Origin of the sequence: Hyphomonas oceanitis SCH89 (genome assembly GCF_000685295.1) — a bacterium.
Lineage (GTDB): Bacteria > Pseudomonadota > Alphaproteobacteria > Caulobacterales > Hyphomonadaceae > Hyphomonas > Hyphomonas oceanitis.
Genome location: NZ_ARYL01000017.1, coordinates 40,986 through 64,999, shown reverse-complemented (window position 1 = coordinate 64,999; position 24,014 = coordinate 40,986). Strand labels below are relative to the sequence as shown.

Annotated in this window: 25 protein-coding genes, 1 tRNA gene and 1 pseudogene; 13 read left to right on the top strand and 14 right to left on the bottom strand. The window is 61.5% G+C overall.

The genetic code is table 11. The annotated features are described in order from the left end of the window. Window positions 1-4 precede the first annotated feature (4 nt). From HOC_RS12130 to HOC_RS12110, 5 genes are all read right to left on the bottom strand, one after another. Window positions 5-1,207 (bottom strand): threonine ammonia-lyase, encoded by a 1,203-nt coding sequence (locus tag HOC_RS12130; RefSeq protein ID WP_035538987.1) that lies wholly within the window; start codon window positions 1,205-1,207, stop codon window positions 5-7. Window positions 1,208-1,405: 198 nt separating this feature from the next. Then, complete coding sequence (locus HOC_RS12125; protein WP_035538906.1) at window positions 1,406-1,771, bottom strand: response regulator; 366 nt, start codon at window positions 1,769-1,771, stop codon at window positions 1,406-1,408. A gap of 2 nt (window positions 1,772-1,773) precedes the next feature. Further along, window positions 1,774-2,817, bottom strand: coding sequence for a sensor histidine kinase (locus HOC_RS12120; RefSeq protein ID WP_051624821.1), 1,044 nt, complete (start codon window positions 2,815-2,817; stop codon window positions 1,774-1,776). A 108-nt stretch (window positions 2,818-2,925) separates the two neighbouring features. Continuing rightward, the gene (locus tag HOC_RS12115) at window positions 2,926-4,761 is read right to left on the bottom strand and encodes an ABC transporter ATP-binding protein (protein ID WP_035538982.1); all 1,836 of its coding nucleotides are present in this window, start codon (window positions 4,759-4,761) and stop codon (window positions 2,926-2,928) included. A 127-nt stretch (window positions 4,762-4,888) separates the two neighbouring features. Next, entirely contained in the window at window positions 4,889-5,569 is a 681-nt protein-coding gene (locus HOC_RS12110) for an OmpW/AlkL family protein (RefSeq protein ID WP_035538904.1), read from the bottom strand. A gap of 298 nt (window positions 5,570-5,867) precedes the next feature. Here HOC_RS12110 and HOC_RS12105 point away from each other — a divergent pair, with 298 nt between their 5' ends. Together HOC_RS12105 and HOC_RS12100 are read left to right on the top strand one after the other, a co-directional pair. Continuing rightward, on the top strand, window positions 5,868-6,998 hold the full coding sequence (locus tag HOC_RS12105) for an iron-containing alcohol dehydrogenase (RefSeq protein WP_035538903.1): 1,131 nt from the start codon (window positions 5,868-5,870) through the stop codon (window positions 6,996-6,998). A 117-nt stretch (window positions 6,999-7,115) separates the two neighbouring features. Next, window positions 7,116-7,538 (top strand): hypothetical protein, encoded by a 423-nt coding sequence (locus HOC_RS12100; RefSeq protein ID WP_035538901.1) that lies wholly within the window; start codon window positions 7,116-7,118, stop codon window positions 7,536-7,538. On the opposite strand, the gene HOC_RS12095 is transcribed toward HOC_RS12100, so the two are convergent. Then, window positions 7,535-7,876, bottom strand: a complete 342-nt coding sequence (locus HOC_RS12095) for a hypothetical protein (RefSeq protein WP_156950476.1) — start codon at window positions 7,874-7,876, stop codon at window positions 7,535-7,537. The two genes, HOC_RS12100 and HOC_RS12095, sit on opposite strands and share 4 nt — an antisense overlap. A 234-nt stretch (window positions 7,877-8,110) precedes the next feature. Between HOC_RS12095 and HOC_RS12090 the strand changes: the two genes are divergently transcribed. Next, a complete protein-coding gene (locus HOC_RS12090; RefSeq protein WP_035538897.1) occupies window positions 8,111-9,406 on the top strand; it encodes a polyhydroxyalkanoate depolymerase in 1,296 nt (431 codons plus the stop codon). A gap of 82 nt (window positions 9,407-9,488) precedes the next feature. Then, window positions 9,489-9,827, top strand: coding sequence for a hypothetical protein (locus HOC_RS12085; protein WP_035538896.1), 339 nt, complete (start codon window positions 9,489-9,491; stop codon window positions 9,825-9,827). Window positions 9,828-9,836: 9 nt separating this feature from the next. Here the strand turns inward: HOC_RS12085 and HOC_RS12080 are convergent, their stop codons facing one another. Next, window positions 9,837-10,907 (bottom strand): PLP-dependent cysteine synthase family protein, encoded by a 1,071-nt coding sequence (locus HOC_RS12080; RefSeq protein ID WP_084146289.1) that lies wholly within the window; start codon window positions 10,905-10,907, stop codon window positions 9,837-9,839. A gap of 111 nt (window positions 10,908-11,018) precedes the next feature. On the opposite strand from HOC_RS12080, the gene HOC_RS12075 reads away from it, so the two are divergent. Then, window positions 11,019-11,480: an Lrp/AsnC family transcriptional regulator gene (locus tag HOC_RS12075; RefSeq protein ID WP_035538894.1), complete on the top strand. Its 462-nt coding sequence runs from the start codon at window positions 11,019-11,021 to the stop codon at window positions 11,478-11,480. On the opposite strand, the gene HOC_RS12070 is transcribed toward HOC_RS12075, so the two are convergent. Next, window positions 11,477-12,358 carry a hypothetical protein gene (locus HOC_RS12070; protein WP_035538892.1) on the bottom strand — a complete coding sequence of 294 codons (882 nt, stop codon included), beginning with the start codon at window positions 12,356-12,358 and terminating at the stop codon, window positions 11,477-11,479. The two genes, HOC_RS12075 and HOC_RS12070, sit on opposite strands and share 4 nt — an antisense overlap. Window positions 12,359-12,461: 103 nt before the next feature. Further along, the gene (locus HOC_RS12065) at window positions 12,462-13,253 is read right to left on the bottom strand and encodes a ZIP family metal transporter (protein ID WP_241766996.1); all 792 of its coding nucleotides are present in this window, start codon (window positions 13,251-13,253) and stop codon (window positions 12,462-12,464) included. 196 nt (window positions 13,254-13,449) lie between these two features. Between HOC_RS12065 and HOC_RS12060 the strand changes: the two genes are divergently transcribed. From HOC_RS12060 to HOC_RS12040, 5 genes are read left to right on the top strand one after another with little or no spacing between them, the layout of a single operon-like run. Beyond that, a complete protein-coding gene (locus HOC_RS12060) occupies window positions 13,450-14,055 on the top strand; it encodes a ZrgA family zinc uptake protein (RefSeq protein ID WP_035538888.1) in 606 nt (201 codons plus the stop codon). Between the two features lie 18 nt (window positions 14,056-14,073). Next, complete coding sequence (locus tag HOC_RS12055; RefSeq protein WP_035538887.1) at window positions 14,074-14,769, top strand: ABC transporter ATP-binding protein; 696 nt, start codon at window positions 14,074-14,076, stop codon at window positions 14,767-14,769. After that, the gene (locus HOC_RS12050; RefSeq protein ID WP_035538885.1) at window positions 14,766-16,034 is read left to right on the top strand and encodes an ABC transporter permease; all 1,269 of its coding nucleotides are present in this window, start codon (window positions 14,766-14,768) and stop codon (window positions 16,032-16,034) included. Before HOC_RS12055 ends, HOC_RS12050 begins: the two co-directional genes overlap by 4 nt. Window positions 16,035-16,093: 59 nt before the next feature. Beyond that, window positions 16,094-16,813: a DUF3299 domain-containing protein gene (locus HOC_RS12045; protein WP_035538884.1), complete on the top strand. Its 720-nt coding sequence runs from the start codon at window positions 16,094-16,096 to the stop codon at window positions 16,811-16,813. 7 nt (window positions 16,814-16,820) lie between these two features. Further along, on the top strand, window positions 16,821-17,441 hold the full coding sequence (locus HOC_RS12040) for an HAD-IA family hydrolase (protein ID WP_035538883.1): 621 nt from the start codon (window positions 16,821-16,823) through the stop codon (window positions 17,439-17,441). Window positions 17,442-17,558: 117 nt separating this feature from the next. On the opposite strand, the gene mscL is transcribed toward HOC_RS12040, so the two are convergent. The 5 genes and pseudogenes from mscL to aroA all read right to left on the bottom strand — a co-directional run bounded on the left by mscL (window position 17,559) and on the right by aroA (window position 22,572). Beyond that, on the bottom strand, window positions 17,559-17,969 hold the full coding sequence (gene mscL / locus HOC_RS12035; protein WP_035538882.1) for a large conductance mechanosensitive channel protein MscL: 411 nt from the start codon (window positions 17,967-17,969) through the stop codon (window positions 17,559-17,561). A gap of 98 nt (window positions 17,970-18,067) precedes the next feature. After that, window positions 18,068-18,367, bottom strand: a complete 300-nt coding sequence (locus HOC_RS12030; protein ID WP_034736304.1) for an integration host factor subunit beta — start codon at window positions 18,365-18,367, stop codon at window positions 18,068-18,070. Between the two features lie 429 nt (window positions 18,368-18,796). Next, window positions 18,797-20,476: pseudogene (gene rpsA, locus HOC_RS12025) on the bottom strand (30S ribosomal protein S1); the annotation flags it as partial. Between the two features lie 132 nt (window positions 20,477-20,608). Beyond that, entirely contained in the window at window positions 20,609-21,247 is a 639-nt protein-coding gene (gene cmk, locus HOC_RS12020; protein ID WP_035538878.1) for a (d)CMP kinase, read from the bottom strand. After that, the gene (aroA, locus tag HOC_RS12015) at window positions 21,244-22,572 is read right to left on the bottom strand and encodes a 3-phosphoshikimate 1-carboxyvinyltransferase (RefSeq protein ID WP_156950475.1); all 1,329 of its coding nucleotides are present in this window, start codon (window positions 22,570-22,572) and stop codon (window positions 21,244-21,246) included. Before aroA ends, cmk begins: the two co-directional genes overlap by 4 nt. Before the next feature lie 113 nt (window positions 22,573-22,685). Between aroA and HOC_RS12010 the strand changes: the two genes are divergently transcribed. The 3 genes from HOC_RS12010 (at window position 22,686) to HOC_RS12000 (ending at window position 23,869) form a co-directional block, all read left to right on the top strand. Beyond that, a complete protein-coding gene (locus HOC_RS12010) occupies window positions 22,686-23,228 on the top strand; it encodes a TIGR02300 family protein (RefSeq protein WP_035538874.1) in 543 nt (180 codons plus the stop codon). 49 nt (window positions 23,229-23,277) lie between these two features. Then, window positions 23,278-23,353, top strand: a tRNA-Ala gene (locus tag HOC_RS12005). 273 nt (window positions 23,354-23,626) lie between these two features. Continuing rightward, entirely contained in the window at window positions 23,627-23,869 is a 243-nt protein-coding gene (locus tag HOC_RS12000) for a DUF1150 family protein (RefSeq protein ID WP_051624820.1), read from the top strand. The last annotated feature ends 145 nt before the right edge of the window (window positions 23,870-24,014 follow it).

The following is a 24,014-nucleotide window of genomic DNA, read 5'->3' as shown; positions in this document are numbered from 1 at the left end:
AACGCTACAGGGGACGCGGCGGGTAACCCTCGGCGGTGAGGGCGTCGATTACGTCCTGCGTGTGTTGGCTGTCGCGGGTTTCGATGAGAATATCGAACTCGGCGCCCTTGGCAGGCACGTCCAGCGCGAGGCGGTTGTGAGCGACTTCCATGATATTTGCGCCATTGTCGCCGATGATCTTGGAGACCAGCGCGAGCAGGCCCGGCCGGTCGTCGCCGATGATGCGGATGGAGGCGAGGCGTTTCTCGCGCACGAGGGCGCGGGTGAGCACGGATGCCAGGAGGCGCGTGTCGATATTGCCGCCGCAAAGGACGAGGCCGACTTTCTTGCCCTTGAACTTGCCGGGGTGGGCGAGGAGAGCCGCGAGGCCTGCAGCGCCGGCGCCTTCCGCGACCGTCTTTTCGACGTTCACATAGAGCGTGATGGCCTGCTCAAGGTGCTCTTCCTCGACAAGGAGGATCTCGTCGACCAGGTCGCGCACGACCTGCAGCGGCAGGCGGCCGACATCGCGTACAGCAATGCCTTCGGCAATCGTGGCGCCGCCGACATGGACGTCCCGGCCTTCGATTTCGCAGAGCATGGCCGGATACATGGAGGCCTGCACACCGATGATGCTGATGTTAGGGTTGAGGCCTTTGGCAGCGATGGCCATGCCGGAGATCAGTCCGCCACCGCCGATCGGGACGATCAGTGTCTCGAGTTCGGGAACCTCGGCCAGCATCTCCAGCGCGACAGTGCCCTGGCCAGCCATGACATGCGGGTCATCAAAGGGATGGATAAAGGTCAGGCCCCTGCGCTGGCAGATATTATAGGCTTCGGCCTTTGCTTCATCGAAGTTCAGGCCGTGGAGAACGATCTCTGCGCCGTGGCTGCGGGTTTGCTCGACCTTGCTGAAGGGCGTGGTGCGCGGCATCACGATCGTGGCGGGGATGCCGAGGCGCCGGGCATGATAGGCCACGCCCTGGGAATGGTTGCCGGCGGAAGCGGCGATGACGCCTGCCTTGCGCTGGGCATCTGAGAGGTGCGTGAGACGGTTCAGGGCGCCGCGCTCCTTGAAGGCGGCGGTGAACTGGAGGTTCTCGAACTTCACCCATACTTCGGCCCCGGTAATGGCCGACAGAGTCCGCGAATAGTGCATTGGCGTATGCACAATCTGGCCTTCGAGGACGCGCGCGGCGGCTTCGATGTCAGACAGGGTCACGGGCAGGGTGGAGGTCAGTGTATCAGGCATTTCAGGGGTCCCGGTTGAAGTCGGCGCACCCTATTCTCCCAACCCCATAAGGGCAAGGCGGGGAAATGCAGGTCGTTCTGTGGGTATTCCCGGACCATTCCCGGACCACTCCCGGACCAGTCCGGGGACAATCAGGGGACTTGAGGGACCGTTTTGAGTCCGTTCAGCGGGGTTTCAGGGGGCTTCGCCGGCGATTAGCCGCTCAAGGGCATTTGCCAGCTTGGTCTCGTCATAGGGCTTCTGCAGGACATGGCAGGCGCTGAAGCGCTCGGCGAGGCCCCGGCGGCCATAGCCGGAGACGAACAGGATGGGCACGTCGGCGGCGATCAGATAGTCGGCGATCGGGTCGCTGGGCGTGCCGTTCAGGTTGAGATCGAGCAGGGCGATATCCGGCTTCTGACCGTCTTTCAGCTTGTCCATCGCCTCGTCGAGGCTGGTGGCGCTGCCCGCAAGGTCATATCCGAGGTGGGTGACGATGTCTTCGAGATCGCAGAGGAGAATGGCTTCGTCCTCGACAATGAATATTCGGGTGGCGGTCATTGTCACTTTCCGTTGTCAAGCCACCCTTCCATTTTACAAACAAGGCCGTCGGGCTTGTAATCCAGTGATAGGTCGCCGTTAATTTCCTGTGCGAGGATCCGGGTCAACATCGTCGTCCCGAAACCCCTGCGGGTTGGCTTTGTCACAGCCGGCCCGCCGGACTCCCGCCAGGTCAGATCGAAATGTGAGCCGTTCGTGTTGTTGAACGTCCAGCCGACATGGACGGTTCCTTCATCATTGGAGAGCGCGCCATACTTGGCGGCATTGGTGGCCAGCTCGTGCAGCGCCATGGAAAGGGCCTGCGCCTGTTTGGCGGTGACGCGGGCATGTGGGCCGTCCAGCGTGATGCGGGAGGCCCCGTCTGGTTCATAGCCAAAGGGTATCAGGGCATTTGAAAGTACGGCTTCGATGTTTGAGCCGGCCCAATTGCGCTCAACCAAGAGGTTCTGGACTTCGGACATGGCATGCATGCGGGCCAGTAGGTCGTCACGCGCCTCCTGCATGGATTTGGATTCGACGAGTGACATGCGGGTGACCGCCTGCATTGTGGCGAGCGAGTTCTTTACCCGGTGGTCCAGTTCACGCATCAGGACACGGTTTTCCTGCTCTCTTTGGTGCTTCTCGGTGATGTCGACAGCGTTCTGCATCACGTATTCGACCTCTCCTGCGGCGTTGCGGAGGGGGATTTGGGTGCAGATCCACACCACTTCGCGCATGCCGCCGCCATCAACCGGGATGGCATAGGGTTCGGTCATCAAGACGTTTTCGCTGCCACCAAAGGCCTGTTCGAATGCCGCCCTGAAGAGGGCTGTCCGTGCTTCCGTTTCCGGAAAGGCCTCAAACACATTGCGTCCCTGAATTTCCGACAGGCTACAGCCTGTGGTCACCAGATAGGCGGCGTTCGCGTAAACATAGTCGAGATCCCTGTTCAGGATCATCAGAGGGCTCGGCGACAGCTCGAAGGCTTGCTGGAAGTCGAACGAGCCTGGAACGGGCCGGTCAATGCGATTGGTTTCGGTCGGCGGCTTCGGTCTGATCTTGTACATTGATTGGCCTGTTGAAGCCCCGGACGGGGCGAGCGGACGGCACTCTAACCATTTTAAAAGAATCTGGAATAACCAATGTTATGATTCCCGGGCTCTGCATGCTGATAATCAGCTTATATGCAGCCCTTCGCTGCCCAGGACCGCGTCATGCTCGGCCACCATATGTCCTGGCGCGATTTCGACCAGTTGCGGCTGGTATTGTTCGGCATCGGGATCGTCCACGCGCTTTGACTTCAGGAAGCGAAGCGGGGCCCGGCTATCCAGCGGGCTCGGCAGGTCTCCGGTCAGCTTGATGCGCTCGCGGGTGCGTTCCAGTTTCGGGTCGGCAGCCGGGACGGCGGCGATCAGCGCCTTCGTGTACGGATGGCGGGCATCCTCATAGATGGCGGTCCGGCCGGCCAGTTCCACAACCCGACCGAGATAGAGCACCATGACGCGGTGGCTGATCTCGCGCACGACCGAGAGGTCATGGCTGATGAAGATCATCGCGAGGCCGAATTCCTTCTGGAGTTCAATCAGCAGGTCGACAACCTGTGCCTGTACGGACACATCGAGCGCCGAGACGGCCTCGTCGCAGATAACGAGTTTTGGCTTCAGGATCATCGCGCGGGCAATGCCGACGCGCTGGTTCTGGCCGCCGGATAGTTCGTGCGGGTAGCGGTTGATAAGGGCTGGGTCGAGGCCGACGCGGGGCATGATCGCCTGGACGCGCTCGTCACGTTCGGCGCGGGTGAGGCGCGGTTCATGTACCTGAAGGGGTTCGGCAATCGAAGCGCCGATGGTCATGCGCGGGTCGAGGCTGGCGAGCGGATCCTGGAAAACGATCTGGAGATCGTCGCGCAGGCCGTCCATTTCGGATTTGCCGGCCTTGGTAATGTCCTTGCCGAGCCAGGCGACCTTGCCGTCGGTCGGCGGGATCAGACGCAGGACGCCGCGCGCGAGCGTGGACTTGCCGCAGCCGGATTCCCCGACAACGCCCAGCGTTTCGCCGGGGCGCAGGTCAAACGAGACGCCGTTGACCGCCTTGAGCGGCTTTGTCTTGCCAAAAAGACCGCCCTTCACCCGGATGGGGAAGTGGATCTTCATGTCGTCGACTTCGAGAACGGGTTTGATTGATGCGTCCGGGGCCGGGCCGAGCGTCGGGCGGCCGCGCCGATCCGGCTGGTCGATCCGGGGCACCGCTTCGAGCAGCATCTTCGTATAGGCGTGCTGGGGATTGTAGAAAATCTCGTCGACCGTGCCGCGCTCGACGATCTCGCCATGACGCATGACGATCACGCGGTCGCACATGCGTGCAACGACGCCCATGTCATGGGTGATGAGGGCGATGCCGGTGCCCGTATCGCGCTTGAGGTCATTCATCAGGTCCAGGACCTGGGCCTGAACGGTCACATCCAGCGCCGTTGTTGGCTCGTCGGCCAGCAGCAGGCGTGGATTGCAGAGCATGGCGATGGCGATCATGACGCGCTGGCGCATGCCGCCGGAAAGCTCGTGCGGGAACTGGTCCATGCGGCGGGCAGCTTCCGGAATGCGGACATTCTCCAGCCATTCGACGCAGCGCTTGTCGGCTTCCTCGCCCTTGACGCCCTTATGCAGCGCCAGGACTTCGCGCATCTGCGCGCCGACGGTCATGTGGGGGGTCAGGCTGGTCAGCGGATCCTGGAAGATCATGGACATCTGTGCGCCGCGGATCTTGCGCAGGGCCTCAATCGGGGCGTCCAGCATATTGGTGCCGTTGAAATCGATATGGCCGGTCGCCGTGCCGTTTCCGGCCAGAAGACCGAGCGCGGCAAGCGCTGTCTGACTCTTGCCGGACCCGCTTTCGCCGACAATGCCGAGGCATTCGCCCTCAGCAACATCAAAGCTGATACCGCGCACCGCGTGCACAAGGCCGTCGGGCGTGTCGAAATCGACCACAAGGTCATTCACGGAAAGTATGCTCATGCCCGCAATCTCTACATCGGGTGAGGACATGTGCAATGATTTCAATGCACAAAAAAACCGCGCCCTTGCGAGGCGCGGTTCAGTATGACGGTCGCTGCTTCCGGGAGGAACAGCGGTCCGTCCGGCGCTAGAACTTGTAGCCAAGCCCGACGCCGATAACGAGCGGATCGATATCGACATCGGCCTTCACCTTGGCGCCCAGCGCTGTCGTGAAATCGACGGTGACGTCCGTGTTGATCCAGATCTTCTTGATGTCCGCATTGAAGGCCCAGCCACCTGGCTCGCCGTCGAGATCATAGTCGAACCCGGCCTGCAGGGCGGGGCCGAAGCTGGAATCATAGCTGATGCCGTCGGCCACTTTGCCTTTATCCTCGTCGAAGAAGAAGGTCGCGTTAACGCCGGCGCCGACATAGGGCTTGAAGCGGCCCATTTCGGTGAAGTGGTATTGAGCGGTCAGCGTGGGCGGCAGGAGCCAGACGTCGCCAAGATCGATCGTGGCATTGGTGAGCGCGCCGGGAACGGTGACGTTGACGGCTTTCACATCATGCGGCGTGACGCCAAGGATCAGTTCGGCGGCGAGATGCTTCGTGAAGAAGTAAGTGATGTCGAATTCCGGCACGTACTGGTCGCCGATATCGACATCGCCGGGCAGGGTGGCCGCGCCGACCTTGAGTGTGCCGCTTTCGTCCGGAAGGACGCCGATGACCCGGGCGCGCAGCATCCAGGGATTGTCCTGGGCCTCTGCGGCCGGGCTGGTTCCGGCCCAGGCGGCGCTGGCCATGAGGGCGGCGAGAAGGAGATGTTTCATTGGTCTATACCCCGAAAAGTGACTGCGATGAGCGGGAGGTAGGCCTTTGTTTTTACTTTGGTAATTGTCCGTTTTGACGCGCGGTCGCGCGCCGCGCGACATGAGCGCCCGGATAGGTAGAAGTCCCGATTGCGGGGCCCGCCGGGGCGTGGGACCAAGACGGATTGCGCCGCGTTGATGGATGGGGTGCGGCGTGATGGCGGGGTATTTCCCGTTGCGGCAGGCTTGAACTTGTGCGCGCGAGCGGGGAACATGCCGGCATACTCATGCCGATCCCGGCCCTCACAGGATAGTTTTCATGCCCGTCATCAATTTCCTTACGCCCTGCATCTTTGATTCCGGTGCGCTGAAGCAGCTGGAAGTCACCGCGAAGAAGCTCGGCATCACACGGGCCTTCATCGTGACCGATCCGGGCATCAAGGCGGCGGGCATTCTGGACAAGGTCGTGGCCGCTCTGGGCACTGCGCCTGCGGGCATCTTTGCCGAGACGGTCGCCAACCCGACCGAAACGCAGGCCAAGATCGCGACGCAGGCCTACAAGGATAGCGGCGCGGATGGGATCATTGCCGTCGGCGGTGGCTCCTCGATGGACCATGCCAAGGCGATCGGCCTGATGGCTTCCCACCCGGAGCCGCTCGAGAATTATGCGGCCATTATTGGCGGCGCCAAGAAGATCGGCAAGATTCCGCCGCTGATTGCCATTCCGACCACGGCGGGCACGGGCTCGGAAGTCTCGATCGGCATGATCACGACGATGGAGAATGGCCGTAAGGAGACGTTTGCATCACCGAACCTCATTCCGTCGACGGCGATCTGCGATCCGGACCTGACGCTCGGTCTGCCAGCCTATATGACGGCCGCGACCGGCATGGACGCCGTGACGCACTGTATCGAGGCTGTGCTGACGCCAACCGTGAACCCGCCGGCTGAAGGCATCGGCTATGACGGCGTCGTGCGGGCGCTCGGCGGTGGCTGGCTTGAGAAGGCCGTGAAGGATGGCGGTGACCCGGAAGCGCGCTGGCACATGATGATGGCGAGCTATGAGGGCGCGCTGGCTTTCGTGAAGGGCCTTGGCGGCGTGCATGCGCTCAGCCATGCGGCGGGCCGCCTGCATGAGAAGAAACTGCACCATGGCACGCTGAACGCGATTTTCCTGCCGCATATCCTGCGCTTCCATGAAGGCGCTGCCGACGAGAAATATGTCCGCCTGCGCGCCGCCATGGGCCTGAAGCAAAAGGCTGATCTCGGTGATGCGATCCAGGACCTGAACGATGCGATCGGTATTCCGAAGACATTGTCGGATATCGGCCTGACGGCTGCGGACGGCCCGGGCATCGTTGAATATGCCCTCAAGGATCTCGCGCATTTCGGCAATCCACGCACGATGAGCGCGGATGATTATGCCAAGGTCTACGAAACAGCGCTTTAAGGCCTGATAAAGTGAGGGGCGCGTCCGACAATCACTGGTCGGACGGCCCACGACTGCAATCAGCGCCCATAGCGAATTCGCTTCCCGCATGAACGCGAATCCCTGCATGAAGCGCGCATGATTGCAGAGATACAGCATTATGCGGGCGGGCTGGGCGTAGCAGCGAGTGCCATGGCCATTGGCGCGGGCTGGGTCGTGGCGATCGCCTCGCCCAATTGCAGCTTCGACAAGCTCGATGGCAGCCGGGCCGACCGGCATGTGCGCGAATTGCTGCACGCGACCGCCGTCCCGATTGCCGGGATCATGCTGGCGGCGATGGCCTTTTTCGCGATCGCAACCAGTTGGGCGGCGACCGTGACAGCGGCGCTGGCGGCCTTCGGCTTCTTCTCGACGCGGCTGATGCTGGCGCCGAAAGAGGGCAAGAATCCGAAGGGCGTGCGGACAAGCCGCAAGGATCAGCGCGCCGTATCGGTCAGCCTGTCACTGATGTTCATGCTGATTGCCGTGATTGCCGGCATTCTCGGCCTGATCGGGATTTAGGCGTAGACCAGCCAGAGACAGCCCATTTCGTGGAGCGTCCGGAAATTGTCGACCGAGCGCGTGGCGGCCTTTCGGGCAATCTCGCCAGCTGATTTGCGGTTGGTCGCCAGCATCAGGGCACAGATCGCAAGGCCCGGTATGAAGGCCCACCAGACGAAAGCAAGCGTGGCGAGGAAGCCGAGCAGGCAAATCATGTAGGCGATCGCGTCGAGCACGCGGAAACGCGTATACATGTTGCGGCCAAAAGCGTTCAGAAGCTCGGGCGTTTTGTGCAGCTGCTCAGCATCAATGGCGTAGCGCTGGCCGGGCACGTGCTCGAATACGAGGGAACGTGTCATGCGGCCTGCGCGATGGGGATTGGGCTCACACTTGAGAAACATGGCGTCTCGTCCTCGCTGTAGCTCCCGTTAAAGCATCCGCTTCTTAACTCTCTTGTGACCAGGCGCGTGCAAATTTTACGCAAATTAAATTTCTCTCGCGCGGAACTATCATCACGCGCATCTGGCGAATCTGATTGCTACGCCAGAAACTTGTACTTATGTTGCGATGCAGCATGAAAGGTTTGTAACGCTATGCTTTACTCACTTGTCGAAATGAACCGGGTGGCGATGGCGCCGATGAGACTGGCCGCCAAGGCTGGCCGGGCGGCGCTTCTTTCCCCGCTCAATCCACTCGGCAAGACAGAATACGGCAAATCGCTTGCAGCCTTTGCCGACGTTTTCGAGAGTTCGACGCGGTATTATGGAAAGCCGGAATGGCAGATTAATACCGTTCGCGTGAACAGCGCGCCGATCAAGGTGACGCCGACCGTCTCGTGGCGTTCGCCGTGGTGCAATCTGGTCCACTTCAAGAAAGACCCGGAACAGCTGGCTGCCGTACGCAAACCGGGCGCACCGCCGCTGCCCCGCATGATCATCACCGCGCCGCTCTCGGGCCACTATGCGACCCTGCTGCGCGGCACGGTTGAGGCCTTCCTGCCCAATCACGACGTCTACATCACCGACTGGGCCGATGCGCGCATGGCGCCGGTCTGGCTCGGCCGGTTCGATCTTGACGATTATATCGACCATATCCGTGACATGATTACCCATGTCGGCCCGGGCGCCCATGTGCTCGGCGTCTGCCAGCCGGGACCACCTGTGCTGGCCGCCATTTCCATGATGGCTGAAGACAATGATCCGGCCCGCCCGGCTTCGATGACGTTCATGGGCTCGCCCATTGATGCGCGCCGCAGCCCGACCGTGCCGAACGAACTGGCTGAAGAGCGCTCGTTCGCGTGGTTTGAAGAGAACATGATCCACACCGTGCCTGGCCCTTATCCGGGTGTCATGCGGCGGGTCTATCCGGGCTTCGTGCAGCTGGCCTCGTTCATGAACATGAACTGGGATCGCCACGTCGATGCGCAATGGCACTTCTTCAACCATCTCGTCGATGGCGACGGAGACGAAGCCGGCAAGCACCGCGAATTCTATGACGAATATCTCTCCGTGCTCGACCTGACCGAGGAATTCTACCTGCAGACCATCCAGCGCGTTTTCCAGGAGCACCATCTGGCGCGCGGCATCTACATGTATCGCGGCGAGCGGCTGGTGAAGCCGCAGGCGATCCGCGATGTGGCGCTGATGACGGTCGAGGGCGAGAAGGACGACATTTCCGGCATTGGCCAGACGCAGGCCGCGCATGATCTTTGCACGAAGATCCCCGACGATATGAAGGCGGACTATATCCAGCCGGGCGTCGGCCATTATGGCGTGTTCAACGGCAACCGGTTCCGCACGGAAATTGCGCCGCGCGTCAGCCAGTTCACGCGTCGCTTCATGGATGTTCAAGCCGAAGTCGCCGCGCGCGAGACGGCCGCCGTCAGCTGATCCGGCTACGCAATTCCTTCAACTCCTGTTAGACTGAAACGGCGCCCGAACGGGGCGCCGTTTTGTCTAAGGGAGTATCGAAATGCCCCAGATCAAAGCCTTCAGCCTCGCCCTCGCTGCGGCAGCCCTCATTACGCCTGCCGCTAGTGCGCAGCTGGCGGGATATGAAATCGTGGCGCAGGTGACCGCCTACGACGCGACCGTGTCCAAGCAACTCATCGTCAATTGTCCGAAGGACAAAAAGGTAACGGGTGGCGGCTGGGCCGCGCTCGACAAGACCGACGCCATTCTGGAGGGGCAGGCAACCACCAGCCAGCCCGCCTATGACGGCAGCCACTGGATGGTCAATGCCAAGAACCAAAGCAGCTTCTCACCGAAGTGGAAGCTGAAGGTCTGGGCGATCTGCGCCAAGGCAGACTAGGCCGCGCGATCAGGCCGGGCAGGGCGTCGCTTCGAAACCAAGCAGCTCGACCTCGGGGCTGAGATAGCCTTCCTTGACCGGCTCGCTGCGTGACAGCGCGGTCGAGAGATATTTCTTGTTGTCGTCACAGAACACGGTTGCCACGCGGGCATCCGGGCCAAGCCGCTCGGCAGCCTTCAGGGCGCCGATCAGGTTTGCGCCGGACGAGATGCCGACACCGAGGCCCAGTTCGCTGGCCAATGCCTGCGCCATCAGGATGGCGTCGCCATCGGAGACGGCGATGACGTCGTCGAGCTGGGCAAAATCGACGATGGCCGGGATGAAATCATCCGAGATGCCCTGGATGCGGTGACTGCCGACCTTGTGGCCGGTGGAGAGCGTTGGCGATTCCAATGGTTCAAGCGGATGGATCTTGACGCCGGGCAGGCTGGTGCGCAGCGCGCGGCCGACGCCCATCACCGTGCCGCCGGTGCCGACACCGGCCACGAAGGCATCCGGCGCAAGGCCGAGTAGGGCCATCTGTTTCAGCAGTTCCGGGCCGGTTGTGTCGCAATGGCCGCCCGTATTGTCGCAATTGGAGAACTGGCAGGGCAGGAAGACGCCGTCCTGGCTTGCAGCGAGGGCGCGCGTGGCTTCGATGGCGCCGATGAAGCCACCTTCCTCGCGGCTGATGAGGTGGAGGTCAGCGCCAAGGCTGCGGAGCAGGCTCTTGCGTTCGTCGCTCATCCAGTCGGGCATGTAGATGTCGACCTTGTGGCCGAGGGCGCGGCCGAGCGCGGTGATCGCGATACCGGCATTGCCGCTGGTGGCTTCCGCGATCCGGTCTCCCGGGCGCAGCGCGCCGGAGCGCATGGCGCGGCTGAGGATCGAAAGGGCCATGCGGTCCTTGATCGAGCCGGTGAGATTATAGTGTTCCGCCTTGGCGTGGATGACGCGCTCAACACCGCGATAGCGCAGGTGGATTGACAGGAGGGGCGTGCGACCGATCAGGTTCGACAGGGCGCGCAGGCGAGGGTGATCAACCGGGTTCGCCGTGCGGATTGCGTTTTGGGATGTCGCGGTAGCAAGGGCGAGTGGCATGGATGTCTCCTCATTTCAGTGAGTGAGAGTCACACAGGTGCGATCAAATATCATCGCAGTCTTACAATTATTATGATGGAATATGGGTAGATATTTCGATATATAGGCCAAATGGAAGAAAAAATTGATGATACAGACCGTGTCCTGCTGCGGGCACTTCAGGCGGATGGCACGCTTTCGCTCGAATCGCTTGCCGGGCGGGCGGATATTTCGACCAATACGTGCTGGCGGCGTGTGAAGCGCCTTGAGGAAAGCGGGCTGATTGCGCGGCGCGTGGCCCTGCTGGATGCCGACAAGCTGGGGCTTGGCCAGACAATCTTCGTGGCAATTCGCACGAATGACCATTCGGCCGGCTGGCTGAAGCGGTTTGCCGATGCGGTTCGCATGATCCCGGAAGTGGTCGAGTTCTACCGGATGGCGGGTGAGGTGGACTATTTGCTGAAAGTGCAGGCCCGCAGCGTTCACGACTATGACCGCGTCTACAAGGACCTGATCGCGCGTGTGAATATTTCCGATGTCAGCGCGACGTTCGCCATGGAATGCATGAAGAACACGACAGAGTTGCCGGTCTAGCGCAGCATGGACGTGTCGGCCTGGCCGGGCACATGCATCATGCGGTTGAGGCTGAAGCAGGCTGCGATCGGCTCTCCCTTGTCTGTCGAGTGGAGCGTGTCGGGATCGCCCAGATAGGCTGCAAGCTCGCTGATCGCGCCGCGATCAATGTCTTCGAGGGAGATATCGTCCGTCACTTCGCCCAGCAGCGCGGCTGACCGGCAGGAAAGGCGTTCGGCGACAATGAGCTCGGCCACGTCTGTGCCTTCGCGTAGGCTGCGCCAGGCGGCGCGCTGGGGCGCATTCCGGATCAGGATGCTCGACGGAAGGCCTGTGCCGGTTGGTACGGCCATCCAGAGCGCTGTGACGGCCAAGCCGGGATCGGGATGGGTGTAACGGACGGAATAGATCGTGCCGCCGCTGACCTTGTAGGAAGCGAGTTTGGCGGCATCGGTCGCATCAAGCGACGCGAGCCAGCCGGAGACGGCAAGGTTGCGCGCTTCCCGGCTGCGGGCCTGTTCACCGGTCGCCATCAGCACCACGGCCTGGTCCATACGGGCAGACGGTGAAAGCTGGGCGCCGGCGGCAAGGGCTGCATCGTAATGGAAGGCGGAAACATCGGCGCGCCCGGAATCCAGCGCTGCACGGGCGGCAACAAGGTGGGCATCGCGCACTTCAAACCGGTCAGGGCAGGCGGCAATAAAGGCCTCAGCCGTGCGCAGGAAATAGGCGGGGCTACCTTCTTCTGTCGGCGCGGCGATGGCGTTCTGGTAGCGCGCGGCATCTGCAAGGCCACATGCGGGTTCGGCATGGGCGTAGGGAGCCAGCCCGATCAAGGCGCTTATGCCGGAGGCGATCAGGGCTGAGACTGCTTTCAGTGCGAAACGTGAATAGGCCATCGAGACTCTCCCTGAACTGGGGGCGACGTTGCAAGGGCCATGCCGATGCAAGCGCGCCCGATCAGTTCAGCAGGTCTGATTGCAGCCCGGAAAGGCCGATACGTCAATCGCTGAGCGGGTGGATGTGCGCGGGATCGTGATTATGGAAGGGCGTTTCGTTCAGGGCATGGCTGTGGCGATGGAATGGCAGGCTCGCAATTGCGACTGCAACGGCAACACCTGCACCGAGCGACAGGAAGCTGCGCAGGGGTGGTTCTTCCTTCAGCGGCTCCATCAGCGGGCCGGTGGCGACATAGAGGAGCAGCCCGGCTGAAATGGCGAAGAGGTTGCCAATGGTTTCAGAGCCCAGCCCGTACATGAATGGCGCAGAGGCAATGACGCCCAGCGGTGTCGTGGCAGCCGCCGCGAGGAAGGCAAAAAAGAACGCCTGACGGTTGGCGAAACCATGCCGACGCAGGATGGCGAAGGCGATCACGCCTTCGGGAAACTTGTGAAGCAAGAGCGAGGACGCGGCATAGACGCCGGATGAAAAGCTGGCCGCGAAGGTTACTGAATAAACGATGCCATCGATGAACGAGTGAAGCGCGATTGCCAGCACGGGCGTTGCGGCCGCGGCATGGCTTTCCTCTCCGCCTTCGGGAAATATCACGCGCACAAGGAAGCTCATGAGCAGACCGCCGAGGAAGCCCGACAGGATGAGGCCGGGGGCATGCGGGCTGAGCGCGAAGGCTTCGGGCGTGATATGAAGGATGCTGAGCGTGACCAGCATGCCGCCGGCGGCGAGCGCGAACAGACCGGAATGGCGCGCGCTCCAGTCGCCACGCGCGGCAACGGCGAGCAGGCCGATCGTCGTCACAAAGGCGGCAATCAAGCCGAAGAAAAGAGGGGCCTGCATGGACTGGAGCATGAATGGAAAGCGGTCTCGGTAGGCCGCGCAGGGCCAGAAAATGAACAGAATAGGCGATGCTGCAGCGAAAAACGGTAATGCGGCCTTGTGGGAAAATGTTATATAGTCTCATTATGCAAATCGCGAGTACAAATTTGCGGTTCGCGCAATTTCCCCTCATTACGGCGCCAGGAGGCCCCTCTTCATGTTCACTTCACCGCGTGTGGCCCTGTGCCTTATTTTGACTGTTCCAGCCCTCGCGCTGGCGGGTTGCAGCAAGAAAGCGGAAACGCCGCCTGCCGCGCCGGAAGTTCCCTCTGTCGAAGCGCCCGAGAATATGGAGGGTGAATCAGCCGTTCCGGAAACGCCTGAGGTTCCCGAGGCAGAAGAGACCGCATCTGCAGGGGGTGAGGCACATGTTCATGGCGCCGGTGAGTTCGCTGTTGCCATTGATGGCGATCTGGTGACCGTTACGCTTGATGCGCCGCTGGCCAATTTTGGCCTCGGCGAAGGCGACACCGATGCGCTGGAAGTCAGCACCGGTATTGGCGACAAGCTTGTCAGCTTCCAGGGCGGCGCCGACTGCACGGAAGGCAACCGCCATATCCAGACCCGCACGGTGGGCGATCATAGCGGCCTGACGCTGACCCTCGAGTTCACCTGCAGCAACCTCGACAAGCTGGACGGCGTTCGCCTGAATGCCTTCTCCGAGTTTCCGGGCTTTGAGACCGTTGATGCGGTCTTCGTTGGTCCTGACTCCCAGACAGCGGCTGTGCTGACCCCGGGCAATCCCGAACTGGCCACCCGTTAAACCTTCGAAGCGGCACGCATGACTGATCTTGCCATACAGATCGACGGTCTGCGCTTTGCGTGGAAGGGCAATGCGCCCGTGCTCGACGTGCCCGCCTTCACGCTGGCGCGTGGCGAGCGGCTGTTCCTGCGCGGGCCGTCCGGCTCTGGCAAGTCGACACTGCTGGGCGTGATTGCGGGCGTGCTGGAGGCTGATGCGGGCAAGGTCAGCGTGCTGGGGCAGGATCTGGCGTCCCTTTCCAGTTCTGCCCGCGACCGGATGCGGGCCGACCATCTCGGCGTGATCTTCCAGATGTTCAATCTGGTGCCTTATCTCTCGGTCGTCGGGAACGTGACGCTGCCGCTGAAATTCTCGGCGGCGCGGCGCAAGGCGGTTGGCGGAGATGCGGAGGCAGAGGCGAAGCGCCTGCTTGGGCGGCTTGGCCTGACGGATGAGGCCCTGCTTGAGCGGCGCGTGTCTGATCTCTCTGTCGGCCAGCAGCAGCGCGTGGCGGCGGCCAGAGCCTTGATCGGTGCACCGGAGATCGTGATCGCAGATGAACCAACCTCCGCGCTCGATGCCGATGCGCGGGACCGGTTCATAACCCTCCTGTCGGAAGAGGCGGCCCGCACTGGGGCCGCGCTCTTGTTCGTGAGCCATGATGCGTCGTTGGCGCGCCTGTTTGACCGGGCGGTAGACCTTGCCGAGATCAACCGCGCCGGGGTGAAGGCATGAGCGCCGTTCTTTCTCTCGCCTGGAAGAGCCTGATGAACCGCAAGGGATCTGTGATCCTGACGCTTGTGGCGGTGGCGCTCTCGGTGGCGCTCTTCCTCGGTGTCGACAAGGCGCGGACCGGCGCGCGCGAAGGCTTTGGCAACACGATTTCGGGCACAGACCTGATTGTTGGCGCGCCGACCGGCAGTGTAAACCTGCTGCTCTACTCGGTGTTCCGGATGGGCAATGCGACGGCGGAAGTCTCGTGGCCGACCTATCAGAAAATTGCCGACAGGCCGGATGTGGCCTGGACGGTGCCGATCTCGCTGGGCGACAGTCATCGCGGTTTCAGGGTGCTCGGCACGACGAATGACTATTTCGTCCATTACAAATATGGGCGGAGGCAGCCCCTGAAGCTCGCCGAAGGCGCGGAATTCAGCGACCTGTTTGATGCCGTGATTGGCGCCGATGTGGCGCGTGAACTTGGCTATGAGATCGGCACACCGCTTGTGCTGAGCCATGGGCTAGGTGCCGCGAGCCTTGGTGCGGGGCACGAGAACCGGCCCTTCCGCGTCGTCGGCATTCTGGCGCCAACCGGCACGCCGGTGGACCGCACGGTGCATGTCTCGCTGGAGGCGATCACCGCGATCCATGTTGGCTGGGAGACCGGCGCGAAGAATCCGCTTGCGGACACGATCAACGAGAAGATGATCCGCAGTTTCGACCTGACACCTAAAACCATCACGGCCTTCTTTGTCGGCCTTGAGCGCAAGGGGACCATCCTGACGACGCGTCGGGCGATCAATACAAACAAGGGTGAGCCGCTGATGGCGATCATCCCGGGCGAGGCGCTGGCCGAGCTGTGGAGCGTGACGGCCTTTGCAGAACGGGCGCTGATGGCCGTGTCCGTGTTCGTGATTGCTGTGGGGCTGGTGTCGATCCTGACCTCCATCCTGACGAGCCTGAATGAGCGGCGGCGTGAAATGTCGATCCTGCGCGCCGTCGGCGCGCGGCCGGGGCATATTTTCAGCCTGCTTGTGCTCGAGGCAGGACTGGTCGGCTTTCTCGGCGCCGTGGTCGGCATCCTGCTGATCCATGCGATCCTGCTGGTGGCTGGACCGATGGTGGAAGCGCGTTATGGCGTGTCGCTGGCCGGGACAGGGCCGGGGCTGACAGACCTTTATACATTGCTGGCGGTGACGCTGGCCTCGCTGCTGATCGGCATGGTGCCAGCCTGGGCGGCCTTCCGCCGGTCCCTGGCCGATGGCCTGTCCGTGAAAGTGTGACTGAATGAACCGCTCAAACCGTCTGGTCCTGCCAGCAGCTGGAGTTTAAGTTGAGACCCATGAAAACGATCCAAATCCTATCCGCCGCCCTGCTTGTGACGTTTGTAACGGCGTGTGGCCAAACCGCTGAGCCGGAAACGCCTGCCGCGCCAGCCGCCGCGACCTCCACCTCTGATGCCGGTCCCAAAGTGGGCGACAAGATTGGTGAGAGCGACGCCGAGCAGGCCGCCAAGGCCGCAGAGAAGAAGGCCGAGAAGGATGCCTCCATCGTCGCCAAGGCGGTCGAGGAGGCCCGTATCGAAGCTGAACTCAAGGCGCGCGGCATCCGCAGCATTGGCTGGGAAGACCTGATGCCGGAAGGGGAGGAGGAGCGCCTCGCCCAGATGTACCAGTCGCAGATGGCTTCGCTCTATTCCGGATCGCCTATCGCCGAAGGCTCTGCCGCCGACACGGCCATGCAGATCGGCACGTTCAATACGGTCGCCGCGCTTGATGGTGTGAAGGTGCGCATCCCAGGCTATACGGTGCCGTTCGAATACGGCTCGAAGGCTGAGATCACGCAATTCCTGCTGGTGCCGTATTTCGGCGCCTGTATCCACGCCCCGCCGCCACCACCGAACCAGACGATTTTCGTCAAGACCGATACGCCGATCAAGCTGAAGGATCTGGCGCAGGCGGTCTGGATCGAAGGCACGATCCGGACGGAGACGCAGAATTCCGATCTCGCGGATGCGGCCTATACGATCGAGATGACGAGCCTGACAAAATACGAATACTGAGGCCGACATGATCAGACCTGAAGACATACGGGTCGTCGCCTGGGATTTTGACGGCGTGCTGAACCGGAATGTTCAGGATGGCGTCTTTGCCTGGTCGCGTGGCTTTGCCGAGGATCTTGGCCTGTCGCTGGACTCGTTCAGCAGCTTTCTCTTTCAGGGACGGTTCCAGAAGGCCATGGTCGGAGAGGCCTGCCTTAAGGAACTCGTGACCGAATGGGCGGCTGTGAATGGCGCAGTGGGCCGGGAAGGGGAGATCCTCGACTATTGGTTCACAAGCGACGCCCTGCCGGACGCGGATGTACTGGCCATGGTCGCGCAGCTGCGTCAGCGCGGTATTGCCAATGTCATGGCCACCAATAACGAGATCCACCGCACGGCATTCATTGAATCCGATATGGGCTTTGACCGGCACATGGACCGGATCTTTGCGGCTGGCCGGATGCGCGTTGCCAAGCCTGACACGGACTATTTCCGCCATCAGGAGCAGGAACTCGGCATGCCGGGCGCGCACATGCTGCTGGTCGATGACATGGCGGAGAATGTCGAGGCGGCGCGCAGCATTGGCTGGCAGGCCTTCCATTTTACCGAAGGCGCGCATGACGATCTGGTCGCGGCGCTCGGCCTCTAAGGCAAAAAAAGAAGGGCAGCCAAACTGACTGCCCTTCTCCTTACTCTACCTGGCACTCTACTAATCGTAATCCTTAAGGAAAAAACCCTAACGGTTTACGAATGCGCATTGCGTCGCCTATTTGGCGCCTTTTGCAAGCAGGTTGCGGATTTCTTCCAGAAGAACTTCCTGGCGTGGCGGCTCTGATGGCGCGGCCTCTTCCTTCTTTTTCATCGAATTCATGCCCTTGATGATCATGAACATGACGAAGGCGACGATGATGAAGGAAATCACGGCGGCGATGAAATTTCCGAGCTCGATGACAGCGGCTTCCTTGGTCACTTCACCCGAAGCATCAACGACAGCGGGCGAGATCGTGTAGCTCAGCGCTGAGAGATCGATGCCGCCCATGATGGGCGCGAGAAGTGGCAGGAAGACGCCCTGGATGAAGGCCGTGACCACAGTTGCGAAAGCGCTGCCCATGACAAAGCCGACGGCCATGTCGATGAGGTTGCCCTTCATCGCAAATTCCTTGAACTCCTTGAGCATTGCCAGCCCCTTCCCAGATTGTGTGTTTCGTAAAGAATACAGAATTAGTCGATCTATTCGAATCCGCGGTCAAGCGACGACTTTGCAAGCGCCCGGCGCTAGCGCGCTTCGGGATCCTCGCCGCCATTGACGCGGGCGCGCAGCTCCTTGCCGGCCTTGAAGAAGGGGACAGCTTTGGCAGGCACCTTGACCGGTGCGCCGGTGCGCGGATTGCGGCCTTTGCGGGCGTCGCGCTTGCGAACGGAGAAGGCACCAAAGCCACGCAGTTCAACACGGTCACCGCGGGCGAGGGCATCGGCAATCTCGTCCAGAATCACATTCACCACGCGCTCCAGATCCTCCTGGCGCAGGTGGCTATATTCTGAAGCAAGCTTCGCGATGAGTTCTGACTTTAGCATGTTGTTGTTATTAAACGTATTTGCGGCGGGAGCGCTAGGCCCCCGCCGCAAACATTTCATCAATTTTAGGAAGCGGGTGTCGCTTCCCGGGCAAGCCTAGGCCATCAATTCCTCGGCCTGGCCTTTCCAGTCGTCACGCTCCATGCGGCCCTGGACGCTGAGCTCTTCTTCAAGCTCTGCGATCTGGGCTTCATTGAGGGCAGCGACCTGCCAGAAGTGGTAGATACCGGCTTCGTTCAGCTTTTTCTCGAATGCCGGACCGACACCCTTGATTTGCTTCAGGTCGTCAGCATCGCCTTGCGGGCCTTCGAGACGGCCGCGCTCGTCGAGCGAGGACGCGTCACCGGCCTTGATGCCGTCGGAAGAAGCGGGTGTCGCTTCGACCTTCTCGGATGTCGCCTTGGCAGGCTTGCCGACCGAAGAGGAGGCAAGCGCTGCGCCGAGGATATCACCGAGCGAGGCGCCGGCATCAGCCGAACCGTACTGGGCAACAGCATCTGCTTCTTCAGCAATTTCGAGCGCCTTGATCGACAGGGACACGCGGCGCGAGCCACGGTCGACTGTGAGGATCTTGGCGTCGACCTTGTCGCCGACAGCAAAACGCTCTGGACGCTGGTCTGCGCGGTCGCGGCTGAGGTCGGAGCGGCGGATGAAGGATTTCATCGCCGGGGAGCCGAACTCGACTTCGATACCGCCCGAGGTGATCTCGGTGACGGTGCAGGTGACGATCGAGCCACGCTTGAGGCCTGTGCCGCCATCAGCAGGGGCTGCGATCGGGTCGCCGCTGAGCTGCTTGATGCCGAGCGAGATGCGCTCTTTGTCGACGTCGACGTCAAGGACGCGTGCCTTGACCATGTCGCCTTTGTTGAAGCCTTCAATGGCTTGCTCACCGGACTTGTCCCAGGCGATGTCATTGATGTGCACCATGCCGTCCAGGTCGGGACCGAGGCCCACGAACAGGCCGAACTCGGTGATGCCACGGACTTCGCCTTCGATTTCGGAACCGACCGGATGTTCGGCAACGAATGCGTCCCATGGATTGTCCATGGTCTGCTTGAGGCCGAGCGAGATGCGGCGCTTGTCGCTGTCGACGTCCAGCACTTCCACGTCGACTTCCTGGGTCGTCGAGAGGATCTTGCCGGGGTGGACGTTCTTCTTGGTCCAGCTCATTTCGGAGACGTGGATCAGGCCTTCAACGCCGTCTTCCAGTTCAACGAATGCACCGTAATCGGTGATGTTCGTGACCTGGCCCTTGAGGCGTGCGCCGACCGGATAACGCGAGTCGATGCCGTCCCATGGGTCGGAACCGAGTTGCTTCATGCCGAGCGAGATACGCTGGGTTTCAGGGTTGATCTTGACGATCTGCACTTCGACTTCCTGGCCGACTTCAACAACCTGCGAAGGATGGTTGATGCGCTTCCAGCTCATGTCGGTGACGTGCAGCAGGCCGTCGATGCCGCCGAGGTCCACGAACGCACCGTAATCGGTGATGTTCTTGACGATACCTTTGCGGACGTCGCCTTCTTTCATGTCCGAAACGATTTCGGCACGCTGTTCGGCGCGGCTCTCTTCAAGGATGGCGCGGCGCGAGACAACGATGTTGCCACGTGTGCGGTCGAGCTTGAGGATGGCGAACGGCTGGACTTCGCCCATGAGCGGGCCGACGTCGCGAACCGGGCGGATGTCCACCTGGCTGCCGGGAAGGAAGGCGTTGACACCGCCGAGGTCGACCGTGAAGCCGCCTTTGACGCGTCCGGAAATGGCGCCTTTGACGGGCTCTTCCTTGTTGAAGCTGCGCTCGAGCTTGATCCAGCGCTCTTCGCGGCGAGCCTTGTCGCGCGAGAGGACGGCATCGCCGAGGGCGTTCTCGATCCGGTCGAGATATACGTCGATGATATCGCCGGGCTTCGGCTGGTCGTCTTCGAGGGCGAATTCCTTGACCGGAATGCGGCCTTCGGTTTTCAGGCCGATATCGACCAGGACGTTTTCGTTCTCGATGCGAATGACAGTGGCCGGGATAACCTGGCCTTCCTGCATGGCGCCCGCGGCAGCGGACGATTCGAACATCGCCGCGAAATCGTCGGTTGTTGGGTTCATCTTGTCAGTCATTGTGTCTCCGGGGACGGGGCGAACGGTTCAAGGCGGGCCTGCACCATTGCAGCCCGCGTCGGAACGACCCGTTAGAGTGGTCTGTCATTTCAGAGCGGTACCGTTTGTTTGGATTTGAGCCTTTTGGGCCCTTCAAACGGTCTTTCCACGGGCGAGAACGGCCTCAACGGCTGCAATCGCCTTCTCCACTGCGGCGTCTATAGTCAGATCAGTCGTATCTATCAAGACAGCATCTGACGCGATGGCAGCGGGCGCATCCTTGCGGGACTGGTCGCGTTCATCGCGAATCCGGAGTTGTTTGATGACCTCTTCGAGCGTCACATCCGGCTCAAAGCCGACCAGTTCCTTCCAGCGGCGGTATCCGCGCTGCTCGACATTGGCATCGACCCAGAGTTTCACATCGGCGTCAGGTGCAATGACTGTTCCGATGTCGCGCCCATCAAGCAGGGCGCCGCCGGCCTGCGTGGCGAAGCTGCGCTGCAGTTCGAACAGGGCCTGACGGACTTCCGGGATAACGGCGACCTGGCTGGCGGCCTTGCCGGCTTCCCCTGTGCGCAGGTCGGAATCGCGGAATTTGGACAGGTCGAGATTCATCGCGATCTGCTGCAATCCGGCCGCGTCATTGAGAGCAATGCCCTGTTTCAGGGCCGCAACGGCGGTCGCGCGGTAGAGGCAGCCCGTATCCATGTGGGGCAGGGCGTATTTCGCCGCGAGCCGCTTGGCGATCGTGCCTTTTCCCGAGGCCGTGGTTCCGTCGATGGCAATGATCATGCTGCGCCCTCGGAAATATCAGCTCCCAGTGTCGCCATGTGGGCGAGGAATTCCGGATAGCTGGTGTCGATCATGGAGATGTCGTCTACGCTTACAGGCTTCTGCGAGGCTGTGCCCATGATCAGGGCGCTCATGGCGATGCGGTGATCGTGGCGGGTCTCGACCAAGCCGCCGCCGGGGGGCGGGCCGCCGCAGCCCTGGACGACGAAGCCGTCTTCGCGCTCTTCGGCCTCGACGCCATTGGCGCGCAGCATGTCGACCACGGCCTTCACACGGTCCGTTTCCTTGACGCGCAACTCTTCGGCGCCGGTGACGACGGTTTCGCCGGTTGCAAAGGCGGCGAGCACGCCGAGGATCGGGAATTCGTCGATCATGGAAGGCACGAGGCGTTCGGGGACGTTACGGCCGATCAGGGCGGCGCTGCCGGATTGGATGTCGATCAGGCGTTCGCCAGCGGCGTCGCCTGTGTCTTCGGCGCCGAGGCGGGCGCCCATGAGTTCAGCGAGATCATAGAAGCCGGACCGGGTGGGGTTGGACATGACGCCTTCGACCAGCACGTTGCCATCCGGCGAGATCAGGCCCGCAGCAATAAGGAAGGCGGCCGAGGACGGGTCGCCCGGAATGGCCGCCTCGATGGCCGAGAGCTTCTGGCCACCAAGGAGCGAAATGGTGCGGGCCTGACCGGCGCCGCGCGTGACGCCGACTTCGGCGCCGAAGCCGCGCAGCATGCGTTCGGTGTGGTCGCGGCTGGGTTTTGCCTCTTCAACAATCGTTGTGCCGTGAGCATTGAGGCCCGCGAGCATCACGGCAGATTTGATCTGGGCGGAAGCCTGTGGCGGCGCATAGGTGATGGCTTGCAGCGCGGCAGAGCCTGTGAGGCGGAAGGGCAGGCGACCGTGCGGCTCGGCCGTGTCGGTGAGGCCCATCTGGCGCAGGGGCGTCAGGATGCGGTTCATCGGGCGGGCGCTGAGGCTGGCATCGCCGCAAAGTTCAACGGTGAGGGCGTAGCCGGCCATCAGGCCCATCATCAGGCGCGAGCCCGTGCCGGAATTGCCGAAATCAAGCGAGGCAGCAGGGGAGGTGAGTCCGCGCGCGCCCGTGCCGGTGACTTCCCATTGCCCGGCGCCAGTACGCGTGACCGTGGCGCCAAGGGCCTGCATGGCCGCGCCGGTGCGCAGAACGTCGTCGCCTTCCAGGAGGCCGGTGAATTGGCTGGTGCCGTGCGCGATGCCGCCCATGATAAGGGCGCGGTGGCTGCAGGACTTGTCGCCCGGGGCGCGAAGGATGCCGTGCAGGCGGGAGACAGGGCGGCTGGTCCAGACCATGGGATAATTCCAGTTGAGCAGTTCGAACGTGAATTGGGGCTTTGACAGCGCGCAGCGTTCATGGCAAGCGCCCGCCAGACCAAATTCATTGAAACTCCGGAGGGAGCCGCACAGTGTCGAAAGACAAACTCGGAACCAAGCAAGTCTGCCCAGACTGCGAAGCCCGCTTCTACGACCTGCACAAACGCCCGGCCGTTTGCCCCAAATGTGGCAATGAGTTCGATCCCGAAGACGAAGTGATCAAAACGACGATCACGAAAGTGAAAGCCAAGGCCGCCCGCGCCGCCGTCAAGTCTGACGACGATGACGATGATGATGACGACGAGGAAATCGACGTTAAAGGCAAGGGCAAGAAAAAAGGCGACGATGACGACGACATCGAAGATGATGATGAAGACGAAATCGACGACGAGGAAGATGCCAAGGAACTCGGCGGCGAAGAAGCCGAAGTGATCCTGGAAGGCGCTGGCGAAGACGACGAGGAAGAAGGCACGACGGCCAAGGTTCCCGCCGGATTCACCGAAGAAGGCGTCGATGATGACGATGATGATGACGTCATCCTGGACGATGATGAGGACGACACATTCGACATCGACGCTGATGCGGACGATGACGATGATGATCCGCTCGTTCTTGATGACGAGGATGAAGATTAGGGCTTGAAAGGCGCGTTCACTGCGTCTAGTTCTCGCCCTTCCCGAGATTGGGGCCATAGCTCAGTTGGGAGAGCGCTTGCATGGCATGCAAGAGGTCGTCGGTTCGATTCCGTCTGGCTCCACCATTCTTGGTTTTTTAGTGGGTTCCGTATCGGCGCTTTGCGCCTCACATGAACGGGCTCACGGCTGATCTTACAACAGAACATCTGATGCAGCTGCGCGGCAGCAGCATCGTTTAGCTTCACTTAAGTGTGAACGCTGTCTCACTTCCGCCACAGGTTGGCGCTTGAAGCGGACACATTGATCCCCCACCTTCTTATTGAACGAAGGGTCCGCCCATGAGGCACGGCAACCGGCTCTGGCGTTCGGTATCTGTCTTGTGACGGAAAGGATTGGAAATGATAACGACCGAACTGAAAACGAACCCGTTTGAAAGCGACGCCTTTGTCTACATCCGCCACCTGGATGCTGACGAATTGCAGACGCTGATGCCCGCAAATGCCATGGAGCAGATCAAGGATCCCGAAGAACTCTTTGTTGTCCTGTCTGCCGATGGCGTACGGCTGGCGGTTGTCGAGGGACGCGATGCTGCGTTTGCGGCTGCCCTTGCCAACGACCTGAAGCCCCTCAGCGTGCACTAACCAGAACGGATCGCGCTTGCTTTCCCCCGGTTTGACGATGACCTTTGGGACATTACGAGGAGCCGGGGGAGAGCTTTTGGCGCCTATTTGCGGCTTGCCTGGTGTGTAAATGGACTGCGGGAGATGAATTCCGGGCCAGCACCTG

What these genes read in the sequence shown, in the direction of transcription:
- HOC_RS12090 (WP_035538897.1), top strand. Translation starts at nt 8,111, where the DNA reads ATGCTTTACTCACTTGTCGAAATGAACCGGGTGGCGATGGCGCCGATG.
- HOC_RS12085 (WP_035538896.1), top strand. Translation starts at nt 9,489, where the DNA reads ATGCCCCAGATCAAAGCCTTCAGCCTCGCCCTCGCTGCGGCAGCCCTC.
- aroA (WP_156950475.1), bottom strand. Translation starts at nt 22,572, where the DNA reads ATGGTCTGGACCAGCCGCCCTGTCTCCCGCCTGCACGGCATCCTTCGC.
- cmk (WP_035538878.1), bottom strand. Translation starts at nt 21,247, where the DNA reads ATGATCATTGCCATCGACGGAACCACGGCCTCGGGAAAAGGCACGATC.
- HOC_RS12105 (WP_035538903.1), top strand. Translation starts at nt 5,868, where the DNA reads ATGCCCGTCATCAATTTCCTTACGCCCTGCATCTTTGATTCCGGTGCG.
- HOC_RS12095 (WP_156950476.1), bottom strand. Translation starts at nt 7,876, where the DNA reads ATGACACGTTCCCTCGTATTCGAGCACGTGCCCGGCCAGCGCTACGCC.
- HOC_RS12055 (WP_035538887.1), top strand. Translation starts at nt 14,074, where the DNA reads ATGACTGATCTTGCCATACAGATCGACGGTCTGCGCTTTGCGTGGAAG.
- HOC_RS12045 (WP_035538884.1), top strand. Translation starts at nt 16,094, where the DNA reads ATGAAAACGATCCAAATCCTATCCGCCGCCCTGCTTGTGACGTTTGTA.
- HOC_RS12075 (WP_035538894.1), top strand. Translation starts at nt 11,019, where the DNA reads ATGGAAGAAAAAATTGATGATACAGACCGTGTCCTGCTGCGGGCACTT.
- HOC_RS12000 (WP_051624820.1), top strand. Translation starts at nt 23,627, where the DNA reads ATGATAACGACCGAACTGAAAACGAACCCGTTTGAAAGCGACGCCTTT.
- HOC_RS12040 (WP_035538883.1), top strand. Translation starts at nt 16,821, where the DNA reads ATGATCAGACCTGAAGACATACGGGTCGTCGCCTGGGATTTTGACGGC.
- HOC_RS12080 (WP_084146289.1), bottom strand. Translation starts at nt 10,907, where the DNA reads ATGCCACTCGCCCTTGCTACCGCGACATCCCAAAACGCAATCCGCACG.
- HOC_RS12115 (WP_035538982.1), bottom strand. Translation starts at nt 4,761, where the DNA reads ATGAGCATACTTTCCGTGAATGACCTTGTGGTCGATTTCGACACGCCC.
- HOC_RS12100 (WP_035538901.1), top strand. Translation starts at nt 7,116, where the DNA reads ATGATTGCAGAGATACAGCATTATGCGGGCGGGCTGGGCGTAGCAGCG.
- HOC_RS12050 (WP_035538885.1), top strand. Translation starts at nt 14,766, where the DNA reads ATGAGCGCCGTTCTTTCTCTCGCCTGGAAGAGCCTGATGAACCGCAAG.
- HOC_RS12120 (WP_051624821.1), bottom strand. Translation starts at nt 2,817, where the DNA reads ATGTACAAGATCAGACCGAAGCCGCCGACCGAAACCAATCGCATTGAC.
- mscL (WP_035538882.1), bottom strand. Translation starts at nt 17,969, where the DNA reads ATGCTCAAGGAGTTCAAGGAATTTGCGATGAAGGGCAACCTCATCGAC.
- HOC_RS12030 (WP_034736304.1), bottom strand. Translation starts at nt 18,367, where the DNA reads ATGCTAAAGTCAGAACTCATCGCGAAGCTTGCTTCAGAATATAGCCAC.
- HOC_RS12125 (WP_035538906.1), bottom strand. Translation starts at nt 1,771, where the DNA reads ATGACCGCCACCCGAATATTCATTGTCGAGGACGAAGCCATTCTCCTC.
- HOC_RS12065 (WP_241766996.1), bottom strand. Translation starts at nt 13,253, where the DNA reads ATGCAGGCCCCTCTTTTCTTCGGCTTGATTGCCGCCTTTGTGACGACG.
- HOC_RS12070 (WP_035538892.1), bottom strand. Translation starts at nt 12,358, where the DNA reads ATGGCCTATTCACGTTTCGCACTGAAAGCAGTCTCAGCCCTGATCGCC.
- HOC_RS12060 (WP_035538888.1), top strand. Translation starts at nt 13,450, where the DNA reads ATGTTCACTTCACCGCGTGTGGCCCTGTGCCTTATTTTGACTGTTCCA.
- HOC_RS12110 (WP_035538904.1), bottom strand. Translation starts at nt 5,569, where the DNA reads ATGAAACATCTCCTTCTCGCCGCCCTCATGGCCAGCGCCGCCTGGGCC.